The following is a 16,454-nucleotide window of genomic DNA, read 5'->3' as shown; positions in this document are numbered from 1 at the left end:
TGCTGGGATTTCTCTGTCAGGGGTGTGCGTGACGGCCGTCGAGTCCCGACCCGCAGGGGTCGCCTTGACTCCGAGCCCAGTGGGCCAGCGCCCGTTCGGGGCCCGCATCAAGGCATTCGTGGCTCTTACCAAGCCGCGCATCATCGAGCTGCTGCTGATCACCACCGTCCCGGTGATGTTCCTCGCGGCTCAGGGCGTGCCGGATCTTTGGCTCGTGGTGACCACCACCATCGGCGGATATCTCTCCGCCGGCGGTGCCAATGCGCTCAACATGTATATCGACCGCGACATCGACGCGCTGATGGACCGTACGTCGCAGCGTCCGCTGGTCACGGGCATGGTGAGCCCGCGGGAGTGCCTCGCCTTCGGAATCGCCCTCGGGGTGATTTCCACGGTCTGGTTCGGACTGCTCGTCAACTGGCTGTCCGCGGCGCTCGCCCTGGGCGCACTTCTGTTCTACGTCGTCGTGTACACGATGCTTCTCAAGCGCCGTACCTCGCAGAACATCGTGTGGGGCGGAATCGCCGGCTGCATGCCCGTACTCATCGGATGGTCCGCGGTGACCGATTCGATGTCCTGGGCCGCCGTCGTCCTCTTCGCCGTCATCTTCTTCTGGACGCCGCCGCACTACTGGCCGCTCTCGATGAAGGTCAAGGACGACTACGCCCGGGTCGGCGTCCCGATGCTCCCGGTCATCGCCTCCAACCGTGTGGTGGCCCGGCAGATCGTCGTCTACAGCTGGGTGATGGTCGCGGTGTCGCTGCTGCTGACCCCGCTGGGCTACACCGGCTGGTTCTACACCCTGGTGGCGCTGCTGACCGGCGGCTTCTGGCTCTGGGAGGCGCACGGCCTGCAGAACCGGGCGAAGTCCGGGGTGACCGGTGCCAAGCTCAAGGAGATGCGGCTGTTCCACTGGTCCATCACCTATGTCTCGCTCCTCTTCGTCGCCGTCGCGGTGGACCCCTTCCTGAGGTAGTCCCGCACGCACCGAAGCTCCGCCGCCGGGCGGGGGACGTGGCCGATGCCACGGACCCCGCCCGTCGCCGTTCCCTCTACCCGTCGGTAGCATCCTGTCCATGGCAGAGACGGCAGAGCCTCAGACCCAGCAGACGGACGACAGCAAGCAGGCGGCCCGCGCGGAGCGCAGGGCCGCGAAGCTCGCCAAGCAGATCGGCGCCTTCGCCAAGGAGCACGGCGGCGCCGAGGGGCAGCTCGCCCACCTCGGCCAGATGGGCACCCGGATCGTGCTGGTGGGCGAGGACGGCGGCTGGGGCGACCTGGTCGCCCCCTCCTACGCCGTCGCCGAGAAGGCCACGGAGAAGGCGGGCATCACGGTCCACGAGGACTTCGACGGCGACTTCGCCGCCAAGGTCCGCACCGGTCCCTACGAGTGGTCCCGGATGGCGGGCATCCAGGTCGGCGGCCCGTCCAACGGCTGAACCCGTCCCGCACACGAAGGAGCCTCCGGCTCCGGACCCCTGAGGGTCCGGAGCCGGAGGCTCCTGGACGTACCGGCCGGTGTCAGCCCGCGGCCACGGGCTCCGGACGCTCCCCGGAGGCCGGAGCGGGCACAGCGCCCGCGCTGTCCGCCGCCGGACGCTCGCGCATCGACAGCAGCAGACGCAGCACGGCGATCCACATCAGGGACGAGCCGAGCATGTGGAGGCCGACCAGGATCTCCGGTACGTCGTTGAAGTACTGCACGTATCCGATGCCGCCCTGGACCAGCAGCACGACCAGCAGGTCACGGGCGCGGGCCCGGGTGTCCACGGGGGCGTCGACGACCCGCAGCGCGAACCACATGGCGACGGCCAGGGCGCAGACGATCCAGGCGGCGACGGCGTGCACATGGGCCGCCGCGCTCCAGTCCCACGGCATGCGCGGCACGTCGCTGCTGTCCCCGGCGTGCTTGCCGGAACCGGTGACCGTCGTGCCGAGCACCATCAGCAGCACCGTGGTGGCCACGATCGCCCAGGACAGCCGACGGACCGGCTTGGGGGCGCGGGGGCGCGGGGGGCCGTCGCCCTCGCCGATCCGCGCCCAGGTGACGACGGTCACCGTGAGCAGGCAGTTGGCCAGCAGGAAGTGCCCTGCCACCGACCAGGGGTTGAGACCCGCCCAGACGGTGATCCCGCCGATGACGGCGTTGCCCATGACCAGCCAGAACTGCGACCAGGCCAGACGCGTCAGACCGCGCCGCCGGGGCTTCAGGGAGCGGGCCGCGATGATCGCCCAGCCGACCGCCGCGCTCAGGACGTAGGTGAGCATCCGGTTGCCGAACTCGATGGCACCGTGCAGACCCTGTGCCGGGGTGGCGAAGAGGCTGTCGTCGGTGCACTTGGGCCAGGTGTCGCAGCCCAGCCCGGAACCGGTCAGCCGGACCGCGCCGCCGGTGATGATGATGAAGACGCTCATCACGACCGCGGCGAGCGCGGCGCGCTTGGCAGTCCTCACCGACGGCGTCCAGCGCTTGGCGATGTAGGAGAGGGGGGTTTCCACGCGCCCCATCGTAGGCACCGGCTTGTGCAAGTTTTCACGAGGGGTGGGTGATTACCGGGTGAGATTGGACATCTTCCCGGCCGGCCCGGTCACTCCCAGCGGAAGAACCGTGCCGCGGCGCCCAGCCCCAGGACCCCCCAGACGGCCAGGACCGCCGCGTCGCCCCAGGGCATGGACGCGCCGTGCTGGAGCACGTCCCTGAGCCCGTCGGAGAGCGCCGCGATCGGCAGCAGCCCCAGGACCGACGCGGCCGCGTCGGGGAACCTGTCCAGCGGCACGATCACCCCGCCGCCCACCAGGAGCAGCAGGAAGACCAGGTTGGCCGCGGCCAGCGTCGCCTCCGCCTTCAGCGTCCCGGCCATCAGCAGTCCGAGGCCCGAGAAGGCCATGGTGCCCAGGACCAGGAGCAGCAGCACGGAGAAGGGGCTGCCCTCCGGGGACCAGCCGAGGGCCAGGGCGATCACGGTCAGCAGGAGCACCTGCAACACCTCTGTGACCAGGACGGACAGCGTCTTCGCGGTCATCAGGCCCCACCGGGGCAGGGGAGAGGCGCCGAGCCGCTTGAGTACGCCGTAGCGCCGCTCGAAGCCGGTTGCGATGGCCTGCCCGGTGAAGGCCGTGGACATCACCGCGAGCGCGAGAACGCCGGGTGCGAGGAAGTCGACGGGCTCGCCCGTGCCCGTGTCCACGATGTCCACCGCGCTGAACAGCACGAGCAGCAGCGTCGGGATGACCACCGTCAGCAGCAGCTGCTCGCCGTTGCGCAGCAGCATCCGGGTCTCCAGCGCCGCCTGCGCCGCGATCATGCGCGGCAGCGGCGCCGCGCCCGGGCGGGGGGTGTACGTACCGGCGCTCATGCGCGCAGCTCCTTGCCGGTCAGTTCCAGGAAGACGTCCTCGAGCGTGTGCCGCTCGACCGCTATGCCGTCCGGCATCACACCGTGCTGGGCGCACCAGGAGGTGACGGTCGCGAGCAGCTCCGGGTCGATCTGCCCGGTGATCCGGTAGGCGCCCGAGGTGAGCTCCAGCGCCTCGCTGCCGTCGGGCAGCGCCTTCAGCAGCGAGCCGAGGTCGAGGCCGGGGCGGCCGGTGAAGCGCAGGGTGTTCTCCGCGCCTCCGCGGCACAGCTGCTCCGGGCTGCCCTGGGCCAGCACCCGCCCCGCGTCGATGATCGCGACGTCGTCGGCCAGCTCCTCGGCCTCGTCCATGAAGTGCGTGGTGAGGACGGTCGACACCCCGTCGGAGCGCAGCTCCCTGACCAGGTCCCAGGTGGAGCGCCGGGCCTGCGGGTCGAGACCCGCGGTCGGCTCGTCCAGGAAGACCAGCTCGGGCCGGCCGACGACGGCCATGGCCAGCGCGAGGCGCTGCTGCTGCCCGCCGGAAAGCCTGCGGTAGGTGGTGCGGCCGCAGCCGCCGAGCCCGAGGCGGTCGACGAGCGCGTCGACGTCCAGCGGGTGCGCGTGGAGCTTCGCCACGTGGCGGAGCATCTCCACGGCCCTCGCGCCGGAGTAGACGCCGCCGGACTGCAGCATCACGCCGATCCGGGGCCGGAGCGCCGCGGCGTCCGCGACCGGGTCGAGGCCCAGGACGCGTACGCTCCCGGCGTCCGGCCGGAGGTAGCCCTCACAGATCTCGACGGTGGTGGTCTTGCCGGCGCCGTTCGGGCCGAGTACCGCGGTCACGGTGCCTGCCGCGATCTCCAGGTCGAGGCCGTCGACCGCGGTCTTCGTGCCGTACCGCTTGACAAGGCCCCTGGCCTTCACGACGGGCTCGCTGCTCATGGCGGGCAAGTCTAAGGGCTGCCCCACGACGCCCGGCAGGCGCGTGGCACCGCGGGCGGGCCCTCGGACCGGCCCCTGGAGGGGCGCGGCGCGCCGGGCCCGTCACGCTCCTCGGAGCGCTCCGGTCCGGGTGGGCCCGGGGTCCCGCCTGTACGGCCCTCACCTGCACAGGCCCGCTCGGGCGGAGCGTTTTCGCAGGTCAACTTAGGTCTGCCTAAGTGATGAAGGGCACCGTGTCCGCTCCGGGGGCGGCTTGTCACGCCCGGAGGAATTACGCAACAATGGCGTTGTGAAATACGTTGGCGAGGCTCCCCAGGAGGAACTCGCGACCGGTGAGCGCTCGACGCGCAACCGGGTCGCGCGCTCCATCCTGGACCACGGCCCGTCCACCGTCGCCGACCTGGCCAAGCGGGTCGGCCTCACCCAGGCGGCCGTGCGCAGGCACCTGGACGCCCTCGTCTCCGACGACGTCGTCGAGGCCCGCGAACAGCGGGTGTACGGCGCGCGGACCCGCGGCCGCCCGGCGAAGGTCTTCGCCCTCACCGACTGCGGCCGTGACGCCTTCGACCAGTCCTACGACAAGCTCGCCGCCGACGCGCTCCGCTGGATCGCCGACACGGCGGGGGACGAGGCGCTCGTCGCCTTCGCCCGCGCCAGGATGGCCGCCCAGTCCGAGACGTACCGCGCCGCCGTCGAGGCCGTGGCCCCCGAGGAGCGGACCGAGGCGCTGGCCAAGGCCCTGTCCGCCGACGGGTACGCTGCTACGGCGCGCAGCGCGCCGGGCCCACAGCAGGGCGAGCAGCTCTGCCAGCACCACTGCCCGGTCGCGCACGTCGCCGAACAGTTCCCGCAGCTGTGCGAGGCGGAGACGGAATTCTTCTCCAGCCTGCTCGGGACCCACGTACAGCGTCTGGCCACCCTCGCCCACGGCGACGGGGTGTGCACGACGTTCGTTCCGCGCAGCAGCCCCGCGGCACCACAGGCTCGACAGAACCGACAGACCGATCCATCAGCATCTGCAAGCACGGCCGGGAGGAACCCCGCATGACGCTCCCCACGGAGACTGCCCACCCTGAGCTCGAGGGCCTGGGCACGTACGAATTCGGCTGGGCCGACTCCGACGCGGCAGGCGCGGCGGCGAAGCGCGGCCTCTCCGAAGCTGTCGTCCGCGACATCTCGGAGAAGAAGAACGAGCCCGAGTGGATGCTGAAGCTCCGGCTCAAGGGCCTGAAGCTGTTCGACAAGAAGCCCATGCCGAGCTGGGGCTCCGACCTGTCGGGCATCGACTTCGACAACATCAAGTACTTCGTGCGGTCCACGGAGAAGCAGGCCGAGTCCTGGGAGGACCTGCCCGAGGACATCAAGAACACCTACGACAAGCTCGGCATCCCGGAGGCGGAGAAGCAGCGCCTCGTCGCCGGTGTCGCCGCGCAGTACGAGTCCGAGGTGGTCTACCACCAGATCAACGAGGAGCTGGAGTCGAAGGGTGTCATCTTCATGGACACCGACACCGCCCTCAAGGAGCACCCGGAGCTCTTCAAGGAGTACTTCGGCACCGTCATCCCCGTCGGTGACAACAAGTTCGCCTCGCTGAACTCCGCCGTGTGGTCCGGCGGCTCCTTCATCTACGTGCCGAAGGGCGTGCACGTCGAGATCCCGCTCCAGGCCTACTTCCGTATCAACACGGAGAACATGGGCCAGTTCGAGCGGACGCTGATCATCGTCGACGAGGACGCCTACGTCCACTACGTCGAGGGCTGCACCGCTCCGATCTACTCGTCCGACTCGCTGCACTCCGCGGTCGTCGAGATCATCGTGAAGAAGGGCGGCCGCTGCCGCTACACGACCATCCAGAACTGGTCGAACAACGTCTACAACCTGGTGACCAAGCGCGCCGTGGCCTACGAGGGCGCCACCATGGAGTGGGTCGACGGCAACATCGGCTCCAAGGTCACGATGAAGTACCCGGCCGTCTACCTGATGGGCGAGCACGCCAAGGGCGAGACCCTGTCCATCGCCTTCGCGGGCGAGGGCCAGCACCAGGACGCCGGCGCCAAGATGGTGCACATGGCTCCCAACACCTCCTCCAACATCGTCTCCAAGTCGGTGGCGCGAGGCGGCGGCCGCACCTCCTACCGCGGTCTCATCGAGATCGGCGAGGGTGCGCCGGGTGCCAAGTCCAACGTGCTGTGCGACGCGCTGCTGGTGGACACCATCTCCCGCTCGGACACCTACCCGTACGTCGACGTCCGTGAGGACGACGTGTCGATGGGCCACGAGGCGACCGTCTCCAAGGTCTCCGAGGACCAGCTCTTCTACCTCATGAGCCGTGGCATGACCGAGTTCGAGGCCATGGCGATGATCGTGCGCGGCTTCGTCGAGCCGATCGCGAAGGAGCTGCCCATGGAGTACGCCCTGGAGCTCAACCGGCTGATCGAGCTGCAGATGGAGGGATCGGTCGGCTAGTAAGCCCGCCGACCGAGTCCCGAAGAGTTCTTGACTGAGAAAGCGAGCACCACGACAGCCATGGCTGAGGCTCAGAACATTCCGGTGGGTTCCACCACCGCCGGGTCCATCGCGGTGGCGGCCGAGTCCACCGTCGCCACGCGCATGAGCGCGCCCCCCTCCTACGACGTCGCGGACTTCCCGGTCCCGCACGGCCGCGAGGAGGAGTGGCGGTTCACCCCGCTGGAGCGACTGCGCGGGCTGCACGACGGCACCGCCGTCGCCACCGGTGACGGCGTCAAGGTCGTCGTCGAGGCGCCGTCCGGCGTCACCGTCGAGACCGTCGGCCGCGACGACGCGCGCCTCGGCCGGGCCGGCAAGCCGGTGGACCGGGTCGCCGCCCAGGCGTACTCCTCCTTCCGCCAGGCCTCGGTCGTCACGGTCGAGAAGGAGGCCGTGCTCACCGAGCCGGTCCGCATCACCGTGCACGGTGAGGGCGGTGTCGCCTACGGCCACCAGGTGATCGAGCTGAAGGCCTTCGCCGAGGCCGTCGTCGTCATCGACCACACCGGTGACGCCGTGCTCGCGGCCAACGTCGACTTCGTCCTCGGTGACGGCGCGAAGCTGACCGTCGTCTCCGTCCAGGACTGGGACGACACGGCCGTCCACGTCGGCCAGCACAACGCGCTGGTCGGCCGTGACGCCTCCTTCAAGTCGGTCGTCGTCACCTTCGGCGGTGACCTCGTCCGTCTGCACCCCCGGGTCTCCTACGCGGCCCCCGGCGGCGAGGCGGAGCTCTTCGGCCTCTACTTCACCGACAAGGGCCAGCACCAGGAGCACCGCCTCCTGGTCGACCACAACACCCCGCACTGCAAGTCCAACGCGGTGTACAAGGGCGCGCTCCAGGGCGACGACGCCCACGCCGTGTGGATCGGTGACGTGCTCATCCAGGCGGCCGCCGAGGGCACCGACACCTACGAGATGAACCGCAACCTGGTTCTCACCGACGGCGCCCGGGTCGACTCCGTGCCGAACCTCGAGATCGAGACCGGCGAGATCCTCGGCGCCGGCCACGCCTCGGCGACCGGCCGCTTCGACGACGAGCAGCTGTTCTACCTGCAGTCCCGCGGTATCGCGGCCGAGGAGGCCCGCCGGCTCGTCGTGCGCGGCTTCTTCGCCGAGCTGGTCCAGCAGATCGGCCTGCCCGACGTCGAGGCCCGGCTTCTCGACAAGATCGAGGCCGAGCTGAAGGCGTCGGTCTGAGATGGCCTTCGTCAAAGCCTGTGCGCTGAGCGAGCTGGAGGACGACACCCCCAAGAGGGTGGAGCTCGACGGCACGCCGGTATCCGTCGTCCGCACCGAGGGCGAGGTGTTCGCGATCAACGACATCTGCTCGCACGCGAACGTCTCCCTCTCGGAGGGCGAGGTGGAGGACTGCGCGATCGAGTGCTGGCTGCACGGATCGAGCTTCGACCTCCGCACCGGCAAGCCGTCCGGTCTTCCCGCGACGCGCCCCGTCCCCGTATACCCCGTAAAGATCGAAGGGGACGATGTGCTCGTCTCCGTCACCCAGGAGTCCTGAGTCACCCATGGCAACGCTTGAAATCCGCGACCTGCACGTCTCCGTCGAGGCCGACAACGCCACGAAGGAGATCCTCAAGGGCGTCGACCTGACCGTGAAGCAGGGCGAGACGCACGCCATCATGGGCCCGAACGGGTCCGGCAAGTCCACCCTCGCCTACTCGCTCGCGGGTCACCCCAAGTACACGATCACGAGCGGCACGGTGACCCTGGACGGCGAGGACGTCCTCGAGATGTCCGTCGACGAGCGCGCCCGCGCCGGCGTGTTCCTCGCCATGCAGTACCCCGTCGAGATCCCCGGTGTCTCGGTCTCCAACTTCCTGCGCACCTCCGCCACCGCCGTCCGCGGCGAGGCCCCCAAGCTGCGGACGTGGGTCAAGGAGGTCAAGGAGACGATGGCCGAGCTCCAGATGGACCCCTCCTTCGCCGAGCGCAACGTCAACGAGGGCTTCTCCGGCGGTGAGAAGAAGCGCCACGAGATCCTCCAGCTCGAGCTGCTCAAGCCGAAGATCGCCATCCTCGACGAGACCGACTCCGGCCTGGACGTCGACGCCCTTCGCATCGTCTCCGAGGGCGTCAACCGGGTCCGCGAGGGCGGCGAGGTCGGCACCCTGCTGATCACGCACTACACGCGGATCCTCCGCTACATCAAGCCCGACTTCGTGCACGTCTTCGCCAACGGCCGCATCGCCGAGTCCGGCGGCGCAGAGCTGGCCGACAAGCTGGAGAACGAGGGCTACGAGGCATACGTGAAGGGTGGCGCTTCCGCGTGACTGACGCCCGACAGGGGCTCTCCGGCCTCCTCGACACCGAGGCGATCCGCAAGGACTTCCCGATCCTGGACCGCACGGTCCACGACGGGAAGAAGATCGTGTACCTGGACAGCGCGGCGACGTCGCAGAAGCCGCGCCAGGTGCTCGACGCCCTCAGTGCGTACTACGAGCGGCACAACGCCAACGTCCACCGCGGTGTGTACACCATCGCCGAGGAGGCCACCGCGCTGTACGAAGGCGCCCGTGACAAGGTCGCGGCCTTCATCAACGCACCCAGCCGCAACGAGGTGATCTTCACCAAGAACGCCTCGGAGTCGCTCAACCTCGTCGCCAACATGCTCGGCTGGGCGGACGAGCCCTACCGGGTCGACAGCGACACCGAGATCGTCACCACCGAGATGGAGCACCACTCCAACATCGTTCCGTGGCAGCTGCTCTCGCAGCGCACCGGCGCGAAGCTGAAGTGGTTCGGCATCACGGACGACGGCCGTCTCGACCTGTCGAACATCGACGAGATCATCACGGAGAAGACGAAGATCGTCTCCTTCACGCTGGTCTCGAACATCATGGGCACCCACAACCCGGTCGAGAAGATCGTCCGGCGCGCCCAGGAAGTCGGCGCGCTGGTCTGCATCGACGCCTCGCAGGCCGCCCCGCACATGGTGCTCGACGTGCAGGCGCTGCAGGCGGACTTCGTGGCCTTCACCGGCCACAAGATGGTCGGCCCGACGGGCATCGGCGTGCTGTGGGGACGGCAGGAGCTCCTGGAGGACCTCCCGCCCTTCCTCGGCGGCGGCGAGATGATCGAGACGGTGTCGATGCACTCCTCGACCTATGCCCCCGCTCCGCACAAGTTCGAGGCGGGTACGCCCCCGATCGCGCAGGCCGTCGGCCTCGGCGCGGCCGTGGACTACCTGACCTCGATCGGCATGGAGAACATCCACCGCCATGAGCAGGCCATCACCGAGTACGCGGTGAGGCGTCTCCTGGAGGTCCCGGATCTCAGGATCATCGGGCCGGCGACGGCCGAGGACCGCGGTGCGACGATCTCTTTCACGCTCGGCGACATCCACCCCCATGACGTGGGCCAGGTGCTCGACGAGCAGGGCATCGCCGTCCGGGTCGGACACCACTGCGCGCGACCGGTCTGCCTGAGGTACGGAATTCCTGCGACGACGCGAGCGTCGTTCTATCTGTACTCCACGCCCGCCGAGGTCGACGCCCTGGTGGACGGGCTGGAACACGTGCGGAACTTTTTCGGGTAGAGGCAGAGGGTTGACCGGTGAAGCTTGATTCCATGTACCAGGACGTGATCCTGGACCACTACAAGCACCCCCATGGGCGTGGCCTGCGGGACGGCGACGCCGAGGTGCACCACGTCAACCCGACGTGCGGCGACGAGATCACGCTCCGCGTGAAGTACGACGGCGAGACCATCACCGACGTCAGTTACGAGGGCCAGGGCTGCTCCATCAGCCAGGCCAGCGCCTCCGTGCTCAACGAGCTGCTCGTCGGCAAGCAGCTCGGCGAGGCGCGGAAGATCCAGGAGACCTTCCTGGAGCTGATGCAGTCCAAGGGTCAGCTGGAGCCGGACGACGCGATGGAGGAGGTGCTGGAGGACGCGGTCGCGTTCGCCGGTGTCTCCAAGTACCCGGCCCGGGTCAAGTGCGCGCTGCTGAGCTGGATGGCGTGGAAGGACGCGACGGCGCAGGCGCTGTCCGAAGGGAAGACCGCATGAGCGAGAACGAGACTCTCACGACCAAGCCGGCCTCCGAGGAGGAGGTCCGGGAGGCGCTGTACGACGTGGTCGACCCCGAGCTGGGGATCGACGTCGTCAACCTGGGCCTGATCTACGGCATCCACATCGACGACGCGAACATCGCGACGCTCGACATGACGCTGACGTCCGCGGCCTGCCCGCTGACCGACGTCATCGAGGACCAGGCGAAGTCTGCCACCGACGGCATCGTCAGCGAGCTGCGGATCAACTGGGTCTGGATGCCGCCGTGGGGCCCGGACAAGATCACTGACGACGGCCGTGAGCAGCTCCGCGCGCTCGGCTTCAACGTCTGACCGAACAGGTCCTCGACGGCCCCCTGCATCATGCCGGGGGCCGTCGTGCGTTGTTCGTGTGCCGTACCCGCGCCGTGCGCCTCTCGTTGGTGAAGGAACCGGAGCCTGCTCCTCGACACCACGCCGACGAGAGGCACGCAGTGCTGCATCAGCTTCCGCTCCAGAACCGCCGGGCGGCCGTCGCCGCGGCCGGGATCATCGCCCTGACCGCACTGGGTGGCAACGTGCCCGCCCACGCGGCGAGTTACGGAACCCCGACGATCACCCTGTCGGCGTCCTACCTGTCCGGCGCCGTCGGTGCGACGGGCGACCCGGTGGTCAAGGTGACGATCGCGCAGAGCGGCGCCGACGCCTCCGCCCTGACGGTGGCGGCCTCCGCCAGCTCGAAGTCCTCCGTCGCGGCCACCTCCGACGTCACCGTCACCGGCACGGGGGCGACGCGCACGCTCTCCGTCGCCGCGCGGGGCCGCGGGTACACGGACCTCACCGTGAAGGTCACCGGGCTCGGCGGCAAGACGGCCACCAAGAAGCTGTACTACGCGGCGTCCGCCGCCGTGCAGAACGCGGCCGACACCCGCTACCTGACCGGCTCGTCGGACGCCTCCGCCGCCGTCGACGTGGGCGGGGGCTACGCGGTGGTCGCCGACGACGAGTCCAACACCCTCCGTCTGTACGACCTTTCGGCCTCCGGCGCGCCGGTGCGGACCTGGGACGTCGCCTCCAAGCTCGGTGTGAGCAAGGAGATCGACATCGAGGGTGCGGCCCGTGTCGGGAACACCGTCTACTGGACGGGCTCGCTCGGCAACAACAAGGACGGCGAGTACAAGGCCGACCGCAACACCGTCTTCACCACGACGGTGAGCGGTTCCGGGGCGTCGACCCAGCTCACGGTCGGGGGCTCGTACAGGAAGCTCCGTGACGACCTGGTGGCCTGGGACGAGGCCAACGACGACCGGTACGGCTTCGCCGCGGGCACCGAGGACGGTGAGGCGCCCAAGCAGATCGACGGGTTCAACGTGGAGGGGCTGGAGTTCGCGCCCGGCTCGACGAGCACCGCGTACGTCGGGTTCCGCGCGCCCCTGGTCCCGCCGAAGTCGGGCGGCAAGGCGCTGATCGTGCCCGTGACCAACTTCGACAAGGTCGCCGGCAGCGGGGCGAAGGCCGTCTTCGGTACGCCGATCGAGCTGGACCTGGGCGGGCTGACCATCCGGGACATCCGCAAGAACGCCGCCGACCAGTACCTGATCGTGGCCGGGTCCTGGGAGGCCGACGACAACTCCGACCCGTACGCCCTCTACAGCTGGGACGGTGTGGCCGGGCACGCGCCGGTGAAGCGGGCCTCGCTGCCCACCACCGACCCGGGCGGCTGGGAGGCCGTCGTCTCCGTGCCGGACCTGACGGCCGCGGGCACGCGCGCCCAGGTGATCACGGACGCCGGTGCGGCCGACCTCTACGGCGACGGCACCGAGGCCAAGGACCTGGACCACGCGGAGTGGAAGAAGTCCCGCGCCACCTGGTTCACCGTGGGCGGCTGAGCGACAGGGGGACAAGGGCCGTGCTCACCCGGCAGACTGGCGGGCATGGCCCTTCGCTTCCATCAGATCGTCGTCGACGCCCATGACCCGTCGTCCCTGGCCCGCTTCTGGTGCGCGGTGCTGGACTGGAAGGTGCTGTACGAGGACGAGGACGAGATCGTCATCGGTGCCGACGAGACCGCCCGGCCCGGTATCTGCTTCCTCCCTGTGCCCGAGGGGAAGTCGACCAAGAACCGCCTGCACATCGATCTCGCCCCCGACGACCAGGCCGTCGAGATCGAGCGGGTCCTCGCGCTCGGGGCCGGGCGGGTGGACGTCGGACAGGGGACGGATGTCACCTGGGTGGTGCTCGCCGACCCCGAGGGCAACGAGTTCTGCGTGCTCAGGCCGAGGAAGACGCTCGTGGACTGAGCCCGGGGCCCGTCGGGGGGAGCGCCCCGCGGTTCACCGGTGCATGCCGCCGTAAGGGGACGTGCCGTACGGCGGGGCGCCCTGGTACGGGACCCCGGCCGCCTCGGCCAGTGCGGGGCCGAGGTTCTCCGTCCGCATACGGCGGTCGACGTAGAGCAGCCCGGTCACCAGTTGGGGGAAGGTCGCCGAGATGATCTGGCTCACGAGCTGTCCCAGCAGGGTCGCGACGAAGTAGCCGCTCATGGCGACCAGCACGGCGGCGGTGCTCGGGTCGTCGCCGAGCGAGGCGGTCCCGATCATGCTGGGGAAGACGCCGAGGACCGAGAAGGGGATCTGCACGACGTAGGCCGCCACGGCAGCCATCACCCCGGCCAGCAGGACGATGCCGAAGACCCGCCACCAGTCACCGCGCACCAGGTGCGACGAGCGGCGAAGCGCGCCGGCGACGCCGCAGCCCTCGAACACCACGGCGGCGGGTGCCAGGCACACCTTGATCCAGAGCCAGGCGGCCAGCGGGCCGGTGATCAGCACTCCGAGGACACCGACGGAGATGGCGATCGCCGCTCCGCCGCCGCCGTCCATGGCGATGAGGCTGACCATCACACCCAGGAACGCGGCCATGAGCAGCGCACCCGGCACCATCGCGATCAGGGCTGTGAGGAACAGCGTGCCGATCATGGGGATTACCCGCGACCAGGCCCTGCGCCACACCGTCGCGAACGCGAGCGGCCTGCCGAGGACGGCCTCCTGCAGCACGGCCGGGACCACGGCGTACATCAGGCCGGACACGATCGCCAGGATGGCGATGCCCAGGACCGCGAGGACGCTTCCCGCGATCACCAGGGGAGCGATGTCACCGGAGGCGGCCGCCTCGCCCTGGTCCAGGGTGACCACCCGCTCGAGGTGGCCGGAGACCGCCGAGTAGGCGACCGCCACCGCCGCGGCCATCAGCAGTGCCGCGCCGCCGTACAGGGCGGCGGCCATGCCGAACAGCTGCTTGAAGTACCGGCCCATCGTCGAGAAGGCCCCGCCCAGCACATCTCCGAGCCTCAGCGGGGCGAGCGGTATCACCCCCGGCTTCGGCGGCGGCATCCAGCCACCCCATCCCGGCGGGCCCCCGTGAGGTGCCCCGCCGTACGCCGCGCCCCCGTAGGCGCCCCCGCCCCACCCTGCGTCCTGCGCCACCACTGCCCCGTCATTCGTATGTTCGGATCATCATCCGGTCGTGCCGGTGCGCACACGGTAGCGCCTCGGGGCGACACCCGGTCCGGGGCGGGTTCGCGACCGCGTTGTGTACAGGCGTACGCAAGGCTGTGTACGCTTGTACACATGGGATACGGGATGCTTGCCGCGGCGATCGCGGCGGAGGTGGCCGGGACGACGGCCATGAAGTACAGCGAGGGGTTCACCCGCCTCTGGCCCTCGCTGATCACCGTCGTGGGCTACGTCCTGGCGTTCGCGCTGCTCGCGCAGACCCTCAAGACGCTCTCGATCGGCACCGCCTACGCCATATGGGCAGGGACCGGCACCGCGGCCGTCGCCGCCATCGGGATGATCTGGATGGGGGAGTCGGCGAGCCTCGTCAAACTGGCGGGCATCGCGCTCGTCATCGCCGGTGTCGTGGTCCTCAACCTCGGCGGGGCCCACTGATGGTCAGGCGGTACGACCCGGAGCGGCGCGAGCGCATCATCGAGGCCGCCATCCGCGTCGTCGCGGCGCGCGGGATCGCGGGTCTCAGCCACCGCTCGGTGGCGGCCGAGGCCGACGTGCCGCTGGGGTCGACGACGTACCACTTCGCCTCGCTGGACGAACTGCTGATCGCGGCGCTGCGCCGGTGCAACGAGAACTTCGCGAGGCTGGTCGGGGAGAGGCCCCAGCTCTTCGACCCCGCCGTGCCACTCGCCGACGCGCTGACCCGGCTCCTGGAGGAGTGGTTCGCGGGAGGGCGCGGGCCGATGGAGCTGGAGTACGAGCTCTATCTCGCCGCCCTGCGCCGGCCCGCCCTGCGCCCGGTCGCCGCGGAATGGGCCGACGGCCTGACCGGGCTCCTGACGCGGCGCACGGACCCGGGCACAGCGCGGGCGCTCACCGCGATGATGGACGGGATCAGCCTCCAGGTACTCCTGACCGGCGGCGAGTTCGAACCGGAGTACACCAGGGAGATGCTGGCGAGGATCACCGAAAGGGCGGCTCGCTGAAGCCTTCGGGCCGAGGCCCGTCCGTCCGGCCCGCTCGTCCACGCCCCCGCACGGCGGCCGGCGAGTCACGCGCGGTGTCTCCGCCGTCGCGGAACACGCTCCGGCAGCTGAGACCGGTTCGCCCGCGCGGGGCTCGGAACGTTAGGTTCTGTGCATGACCGACACGACTTCCCAGGGCTCCGCCCGCACCACCGGCGCCGTCGCCGCCGGCCTCGCCACCATCGCCGGTGACGGCACCGTCCTCGACACCTGGTTCCCCGCCCCCGAGCTCTCCGCCGAGCCGGGTCCCGCCGGCACGCAGCGTCTGAGCCCCGAAGAGGCGGTGAACCGTCTCGGCGAGGGCGCCGCCCGCGCCATCGGTGTGGACGCACGCCGAGGCGTGGAGGTCCTCGCCGTGTCCACGGTCATCTCCTCGCTGGACGACAAGCCGCTCGACGCCCACGACACCTACCTGCGACTGCACCTGCTCTCGCACCGTCTCGTCCAGCCCCACGGGCAGAACCTCGACGGCATCTTCGGCTTCCTCGCCAACGTCGCCTGGACGTCGCTCGGCCCGGTGGCAGTCGACGACCTGGAGAAGGTCCGGCTGAACGCCCGCGCCGAGGGCCTGCACCTCCAGGTCACCTCCGTGGACAAGTTCCCCCGGATGACGGACTACGTCGCCCCCAAGGGCGTGCGCATCGCCGACGCCGACCGGGTCAGGCTCGGCGCCCACCTCGCGTCCGGTACGACCGTGATGCACGAGGGCTTCGTCAACTTCAACGCCGGCACCCTCGGCACCTCCATGGTCGAGGGCCGCATCTCCGCGGGCGTGGTCATCGGCGACGGTTCCGACATCGGCGGCGGCGCGTCCACCATGGGCACGCTGTCCGGCGGCGGCAAGGAGCGCATCGCCATCGGGCAGCGCTGCCTGATCGGCGCCGAGGCGGGCATCGGGATCGCGCTCGGCGACGAGTGCGTCGTCGAGGCCGGGCTCTACGTCACCGCCGGCACCCGGGTCACGATGCCGGACGGACAGGTCGTCAAGGCGCGCGAGCTCTCCGGTGCCTCGAACATCCTCTTCCGCCGTAACTCGGTGACCGGCGCGGTGGAGGCCCGCCCGAACAACGCGGTCTGGGACGGCCTCAACGACGTCCTGCACAGCAACGACTGAGCACTC

19 protein-coding genes are annotated in these 16,454 nt (G+C 69.9%); 15 read left to right on the top strand and 4 right to left on the bottom strand.

What is annotated here, in order from left to right:
- The first annotated feature begins 22 nt into the window (after nucleotides 1-22).
- Nucleotides 23-976, top strand: coding sequence for a heme o synthase (locus tag ACGFNN_RS25715; RefSeq protein ID WP_362542831.1), 954 nt, complete (start codon nucleotides 23-25; stop codon nucleotides 974-976).
- 100 nt (nucleotides 977-1,076) lie between these two features.
- Nucleotides 1,077-1,439 carry a hypothetical protein gene (locus tag ACGFNN_RS25710; RefSeq protein WP_393559317.1) on the top strand — a complete coding sequence of 121 codons (363 nt, stop codon included), beginning with the start codon at nucleotides 1,077-1,079 and terminating at the stop codon, nucleotides 1,437-1,439.
- A gap of 82 nt (nucleotides 1,440-1,521) precedes the next feature.
- Here the strand turns inward: ACGFNN_RS25710 and ACGFNN_RS25705 are convergent, their stop codons facing one another.
- The 3 genes from ACGFNN_RS25705 to ACGFNN_RS25695 all read right to left on the bottom strand — a co-directional run bounded on the left by ACGFNN_RS25705 (nucleotide 1,522) and on the right by ACGFNN_RS25695 (nucleotide 4,279).
- Nucleotides 1,522-2,508, bottom strand: coding sequence for a heme A synthase (locus ACGFNN_RS25705; RefSeq protein WP_393559315.1), 987 nt, complete (start codon nucleotides 2,506-2,508; stop codon nucleotides 1,522-1,524).
- 80 nt (nucleotides 2,509-2,588) lie between these two features.
- Nucleotides 2,589-3,356: an ABC transporter permease gene (locus tag ACGFNN_RS25700; protein WP_393559313.1), complete on the bottom strand. Its 768-nt coding sequence runs from the start codon at nucleotides 3,354-3,356 to the stop codon at nucleotides 2,589-2,591.
- Nucleotides 3,353-4,279, bottom strand: a complete 927-nt coding sequence (locus tag ACGFNN_RS25695; protein WP_393559311.1) for an ABC transporter ATP-binding protein — start codon at nucleotides 4,277-4,279, stop codon at nucleotides 3,353-3,355. Before ACGFNN_RS25695 ends, ACGFNN_RS25700 begins: the two co-directional genes overlap by 4 nt.
- A gap of 289 nt (nucleotides 4,280-4,568) precedes the next feature.
- Here ACGFNN_RS25695 and ACGFNN_RS25690 point away from each other — a divergent pair, with 289 nt between their 5' ends.
- From ACGFNN_RS25690 to ACGFNN_RS25645, 10 genes are all read left to right on the top strand, one after another.
- Entirely contained in the window at nucleotides 4,569-5,327 is a 759-nt protein-coding gene (locus ACGFNN_RS25690; protein WP_393559310.1) for a helix-turn-helix transcriptional regulator, read from the top strand.
- Nucleotides 5,324-6,745, top strand: coding sequence for a Fe-S cluster assembly protein SufB (sufB, locus tag ACGFNN_RS25685; protein WP_362667490.1), 1,422 nt, complete (start codon nucleotides 5,324-5,326; stop codon nucleotides 6,743-6,745). The genes ACGFNN_RS25690 and sufB overlap by 4 nt, the downstream gene beginning before the upstream one ends.
- A 60-nt stretch (nucleotides 6,746-6,805) precedes the next feature.
- Nucleotides 6,806-7,987 carry a Fe-S cluster assembly protein SufD gene (sufD, locus tag ACGFNN_RS25680; RefSeq protein ID WP_393559308.1) on the top strand — a complete coding sequence of 394 codons (1,182 nt, stop codon included), beginning with the start codon at nucleotides 6,806-6,808 and terminating at the stop codon, nucleotides 7,985-7,987.
- 1 nt (nucleotide 7,988) lies between these two features.
- Complete coding sequence (locus ACGFNN_RS25675) at nucleotides 7,989-8,306, top strand: bifunctional 3-phenylpropionate/cinnamic acid dioxygenase ferredoxin subunit (protein ID WP_014156911.1); 318 nt, start codon at nucleotides 7,989-7,991, stop codon at nucleotides 8,304-8,306.
- Nucleotides 8,307-8,313: 7 nt separating this feature from the next.
- Nucleotides 8,314-9,078, top strand: a complete 765-nt coding sequence (sufC, locus tag ACGFNN_RS25670) for a Fe-S cluster assembly ATPase SufC (RefSeq protein ID WP_362542810.1) — start codon at nucleotides 8,314-8,316, stop codon at nucleotides 9,076-9,078.
- Complete coding sequence (locus ACGFNN_RS25665) at nucleotides 9,075-10,343, top strand: cysteine desulfurase (RefSeq protein ID WP_362542807.1); 1,269 nt, start codon at nucleotides 9,075-9,077, stop codon at nucleotides 10,341-10,343. The genes sufC and ACGFNN_RS25665 overlap by 4 nt, the downstream gene beginning before the upstream one ends.
- Nucleotides 10,344-10,360: 17 nt before the next feature.
- A complete protein-coding gene (gene sufU / locus ACGFNN_RS25660) occupies nucleotides 10,361-10,816 on the top strand; it encodes a Fe-S cluster assembly sulfur transfer protein SufU (RefSeq protein WP_362542804.1) in 456 nt (151 codons plus the stop codon).
- Nucleotides 10,813-11,151 (top strand): metal-sulfur cluster assembly factor, encoded by a 339-nt coding sequence (locus tag ACGFNN_RS25655; RefSeq protein WP_145802444.1) that lies wholly within the window; start codon nucleotides 10,813-10,815, stop codon nucleotides 11,149-11,151. Before sufU ends, ACGFNN_RS25655 begins: the two co-directional genes overlap by 4 nt.
- Nucleotides 11,152-11,291: 140 nt before the next feature.
- Nucleotides 11,292-12,686 (top strand): hypothetical protein, encoded by a 1,395-nt coding sequence (locus tag ACGFNN_RS25650; RefSeq protein ID WP_393559305.1) that lies wholly within the window; start codon nucleotides 11,292-11,294, stop codon nucleotides 12,684-12,686.
- Between the two features lie 45 nt (nucleotides 12,687-12,731).
- Nucleotides 12,732-13,097: a VOC family protein gene (locus tag ACGFNN_RS25645; protein WP_393559303.1), complete on the top strand. Its 366-nt coding sequence runs from the start codon at nucleotides 12,732-12,734 to the stop codon at nucleotides 13,095-13,097.
- Nucleotides 13,098-13,130: 33 nt separating this feature from the next.
- Here the strand turns inward: ACGFNN_RS25645 and ACGFNN_RS25640 are convergent, their stop codons facing one another.
- On the bottom strand, nucleotides 13,131-14,189 hold the full coding sequence (locus tag ACGFNN_RS25640) for a hypothetical protein (RefSeq protein ID WP_393559301.1): 1,059 nt from the start codon (nucleotides 14,187-14,189) through the stop codon (nucleotides 13,131-13,133).
- 237 nt (nucleotides 14,190-14,426) lie between these two features.
- On the opposite strand from ACGFNN_RS25640, the gene ACGFNN_RS25635 reads away from it, so the two are divergent.
- The 3 genes from ACGFNN_RS25635 (at nucleotide 14,427) to dapD (ending at nucleotide 16,448) form a co-directional block, all read left to right on the top strand.
- The gene (locus tag ACGFNN_RS25635) at nucleotides 14,427-14,747 is read left to right on the top strand and encodes a multidrug efflux SMR transporter (RefSeq protein WP_362542792.1); all 321 of its coding nucleotides are present in this window, start codon (nucleotides 14,427-14,429) and stop codon (nucleotides 14,745-14,747) included.
- Entirely contained in the window at nucleotides 14,747-15,295 is a 549-nt protein-coding gene (locus ACGFNN_RS25630; RefSeq protein ID WP_393559299.1) for a TetR/AcrR family transcriptional regulator, read from the top strand. Before ACGFNN_RS25635 ends, ACGFNN_RS25630 begins: the two co-directional genes overlap by 1 nt.
- A 154-nt stretch (nucleotides 15,296-15,449) precedes the next feature.
- A complete protein-coding gene (gene dapD, locus ACGFNN_RS25625) occupies nucleotides 15,450-16,448 on the top strand; it encodes a 2,3,4,5-tetrahydropyridine-2,6-dicarboxylate N-succinyltransferase (protein ID WP_393559297.1) in 999 nt (332 codons plus the stop codon).
- Nucleotides 16,449-16,454: the final 6 nt, after the last annotated feature.

The organism is Streptomyces sp. NPDC048590 (genome assembly GCF_043199535.1).
Lineage (GTDB): Bacteria > Actinomycetota > Actinomycetes > Streptomycetales > Streptomycetaceae > Streptomyces.
This window is presented reverse-complemented; position numbering and strand designations above follow the sequence as displayed.

Coding starts and splice junctions, on each gene's coding strand:
- ACGFNN_RS25675 (WP_014156911.1), top strand. CDS start 7,989: ATGGCCTTCGTCAAAGCCTGTGCGCTGAGCGAGCTGGAGGACGACACC.
- ACGFNN_RS25710 (WP_393559317.1), top strand. CDS start 1,077: ATGGCAGAGACGGCAGAGCCTCAGACCCAGCAGACGGACGACAGCAAG.
- ACGFNN_RS25695 (WP_393559311.1), bottom strand. CDS start 4,279: ATGAGCAGCGAGCCCGTCGTGAAGGCCAGGGGCCTTGTCAAGCGGTAC.
- ACGFNN_RS25645 (WP_393559303.1), top strand. CDS start 12,732: ATGGCCCTTCGCTTCCATCAGATCGTCGTCGACGCCCATGACCCGTCG.
- sufB (WP_362667490.1), top strand. CDS start 5,324: ATGACGCTCCCCACGGAGACTGCCCACCCTGAGCTCGAGGGCCTGGGC.
- ACGFNN_RS25640 (WP_393559301.1), bottom strand. CDS start 14,189: ATGCCGCCGCCGAAGCCGGGGGTGATACCGCTCGCCCCGCTGAGGCTC.
- ACGFNN_RS25705 (WP_393559315.1), bottom strand. CDS start 2,508: ATGGGGCGCGTGGAAACCCCCCTCTCCTACATCGCCAAGCGCTGGACG.
- sufC (WP_362542810.1), top strand. CDS start 8,314: ATGGCAACGCTTGAAATCCGCGACCTGCACGTCTCCGTCGAGGCCGAC.
- ACGFNN_RS25655 (WP_145802444.1), top strand. CDS start 10,813: ATGAGCGAGAACGAGACTCTCACGACCAAGCCGGCCTCCGAGGAGGAG.
- ACGFNN_RS25700 (WP_393559313.1), bottom strand. CDS start 3,356: ATGAGCGCCGGTACGTACACCCCCCGCCCGGGCGCGGCGCCGCTGCCG.
- ACGFNN_RS25630 (WP_393559299.1), top strand. CDS start 14,747: ATGGTCAGGCGGTACGACCCGGAGCGGCGCGAGCGCATCATCGAGGCC.
- dapD (WP_393559297.1), top strand. CDS start 15,450: ATGACCGACACGACTTCCCAGGGCTCCGCCCGCACCACCGGCGCCGTC.
- ACGFNN_RS25635 (WP_362542792.1), top strand. CDS start 14,427: ATGGGATACGGGATGCTTGCCGCGGCGATCGCGGCGGAGGTGGCCGGG.
- sufD (WP_393559308.1), top strand. CDS start 6,806: ATGGCTGAGGCTCAGAACATTCCGGTGGGTTCCACCACCGCCGGGTCC.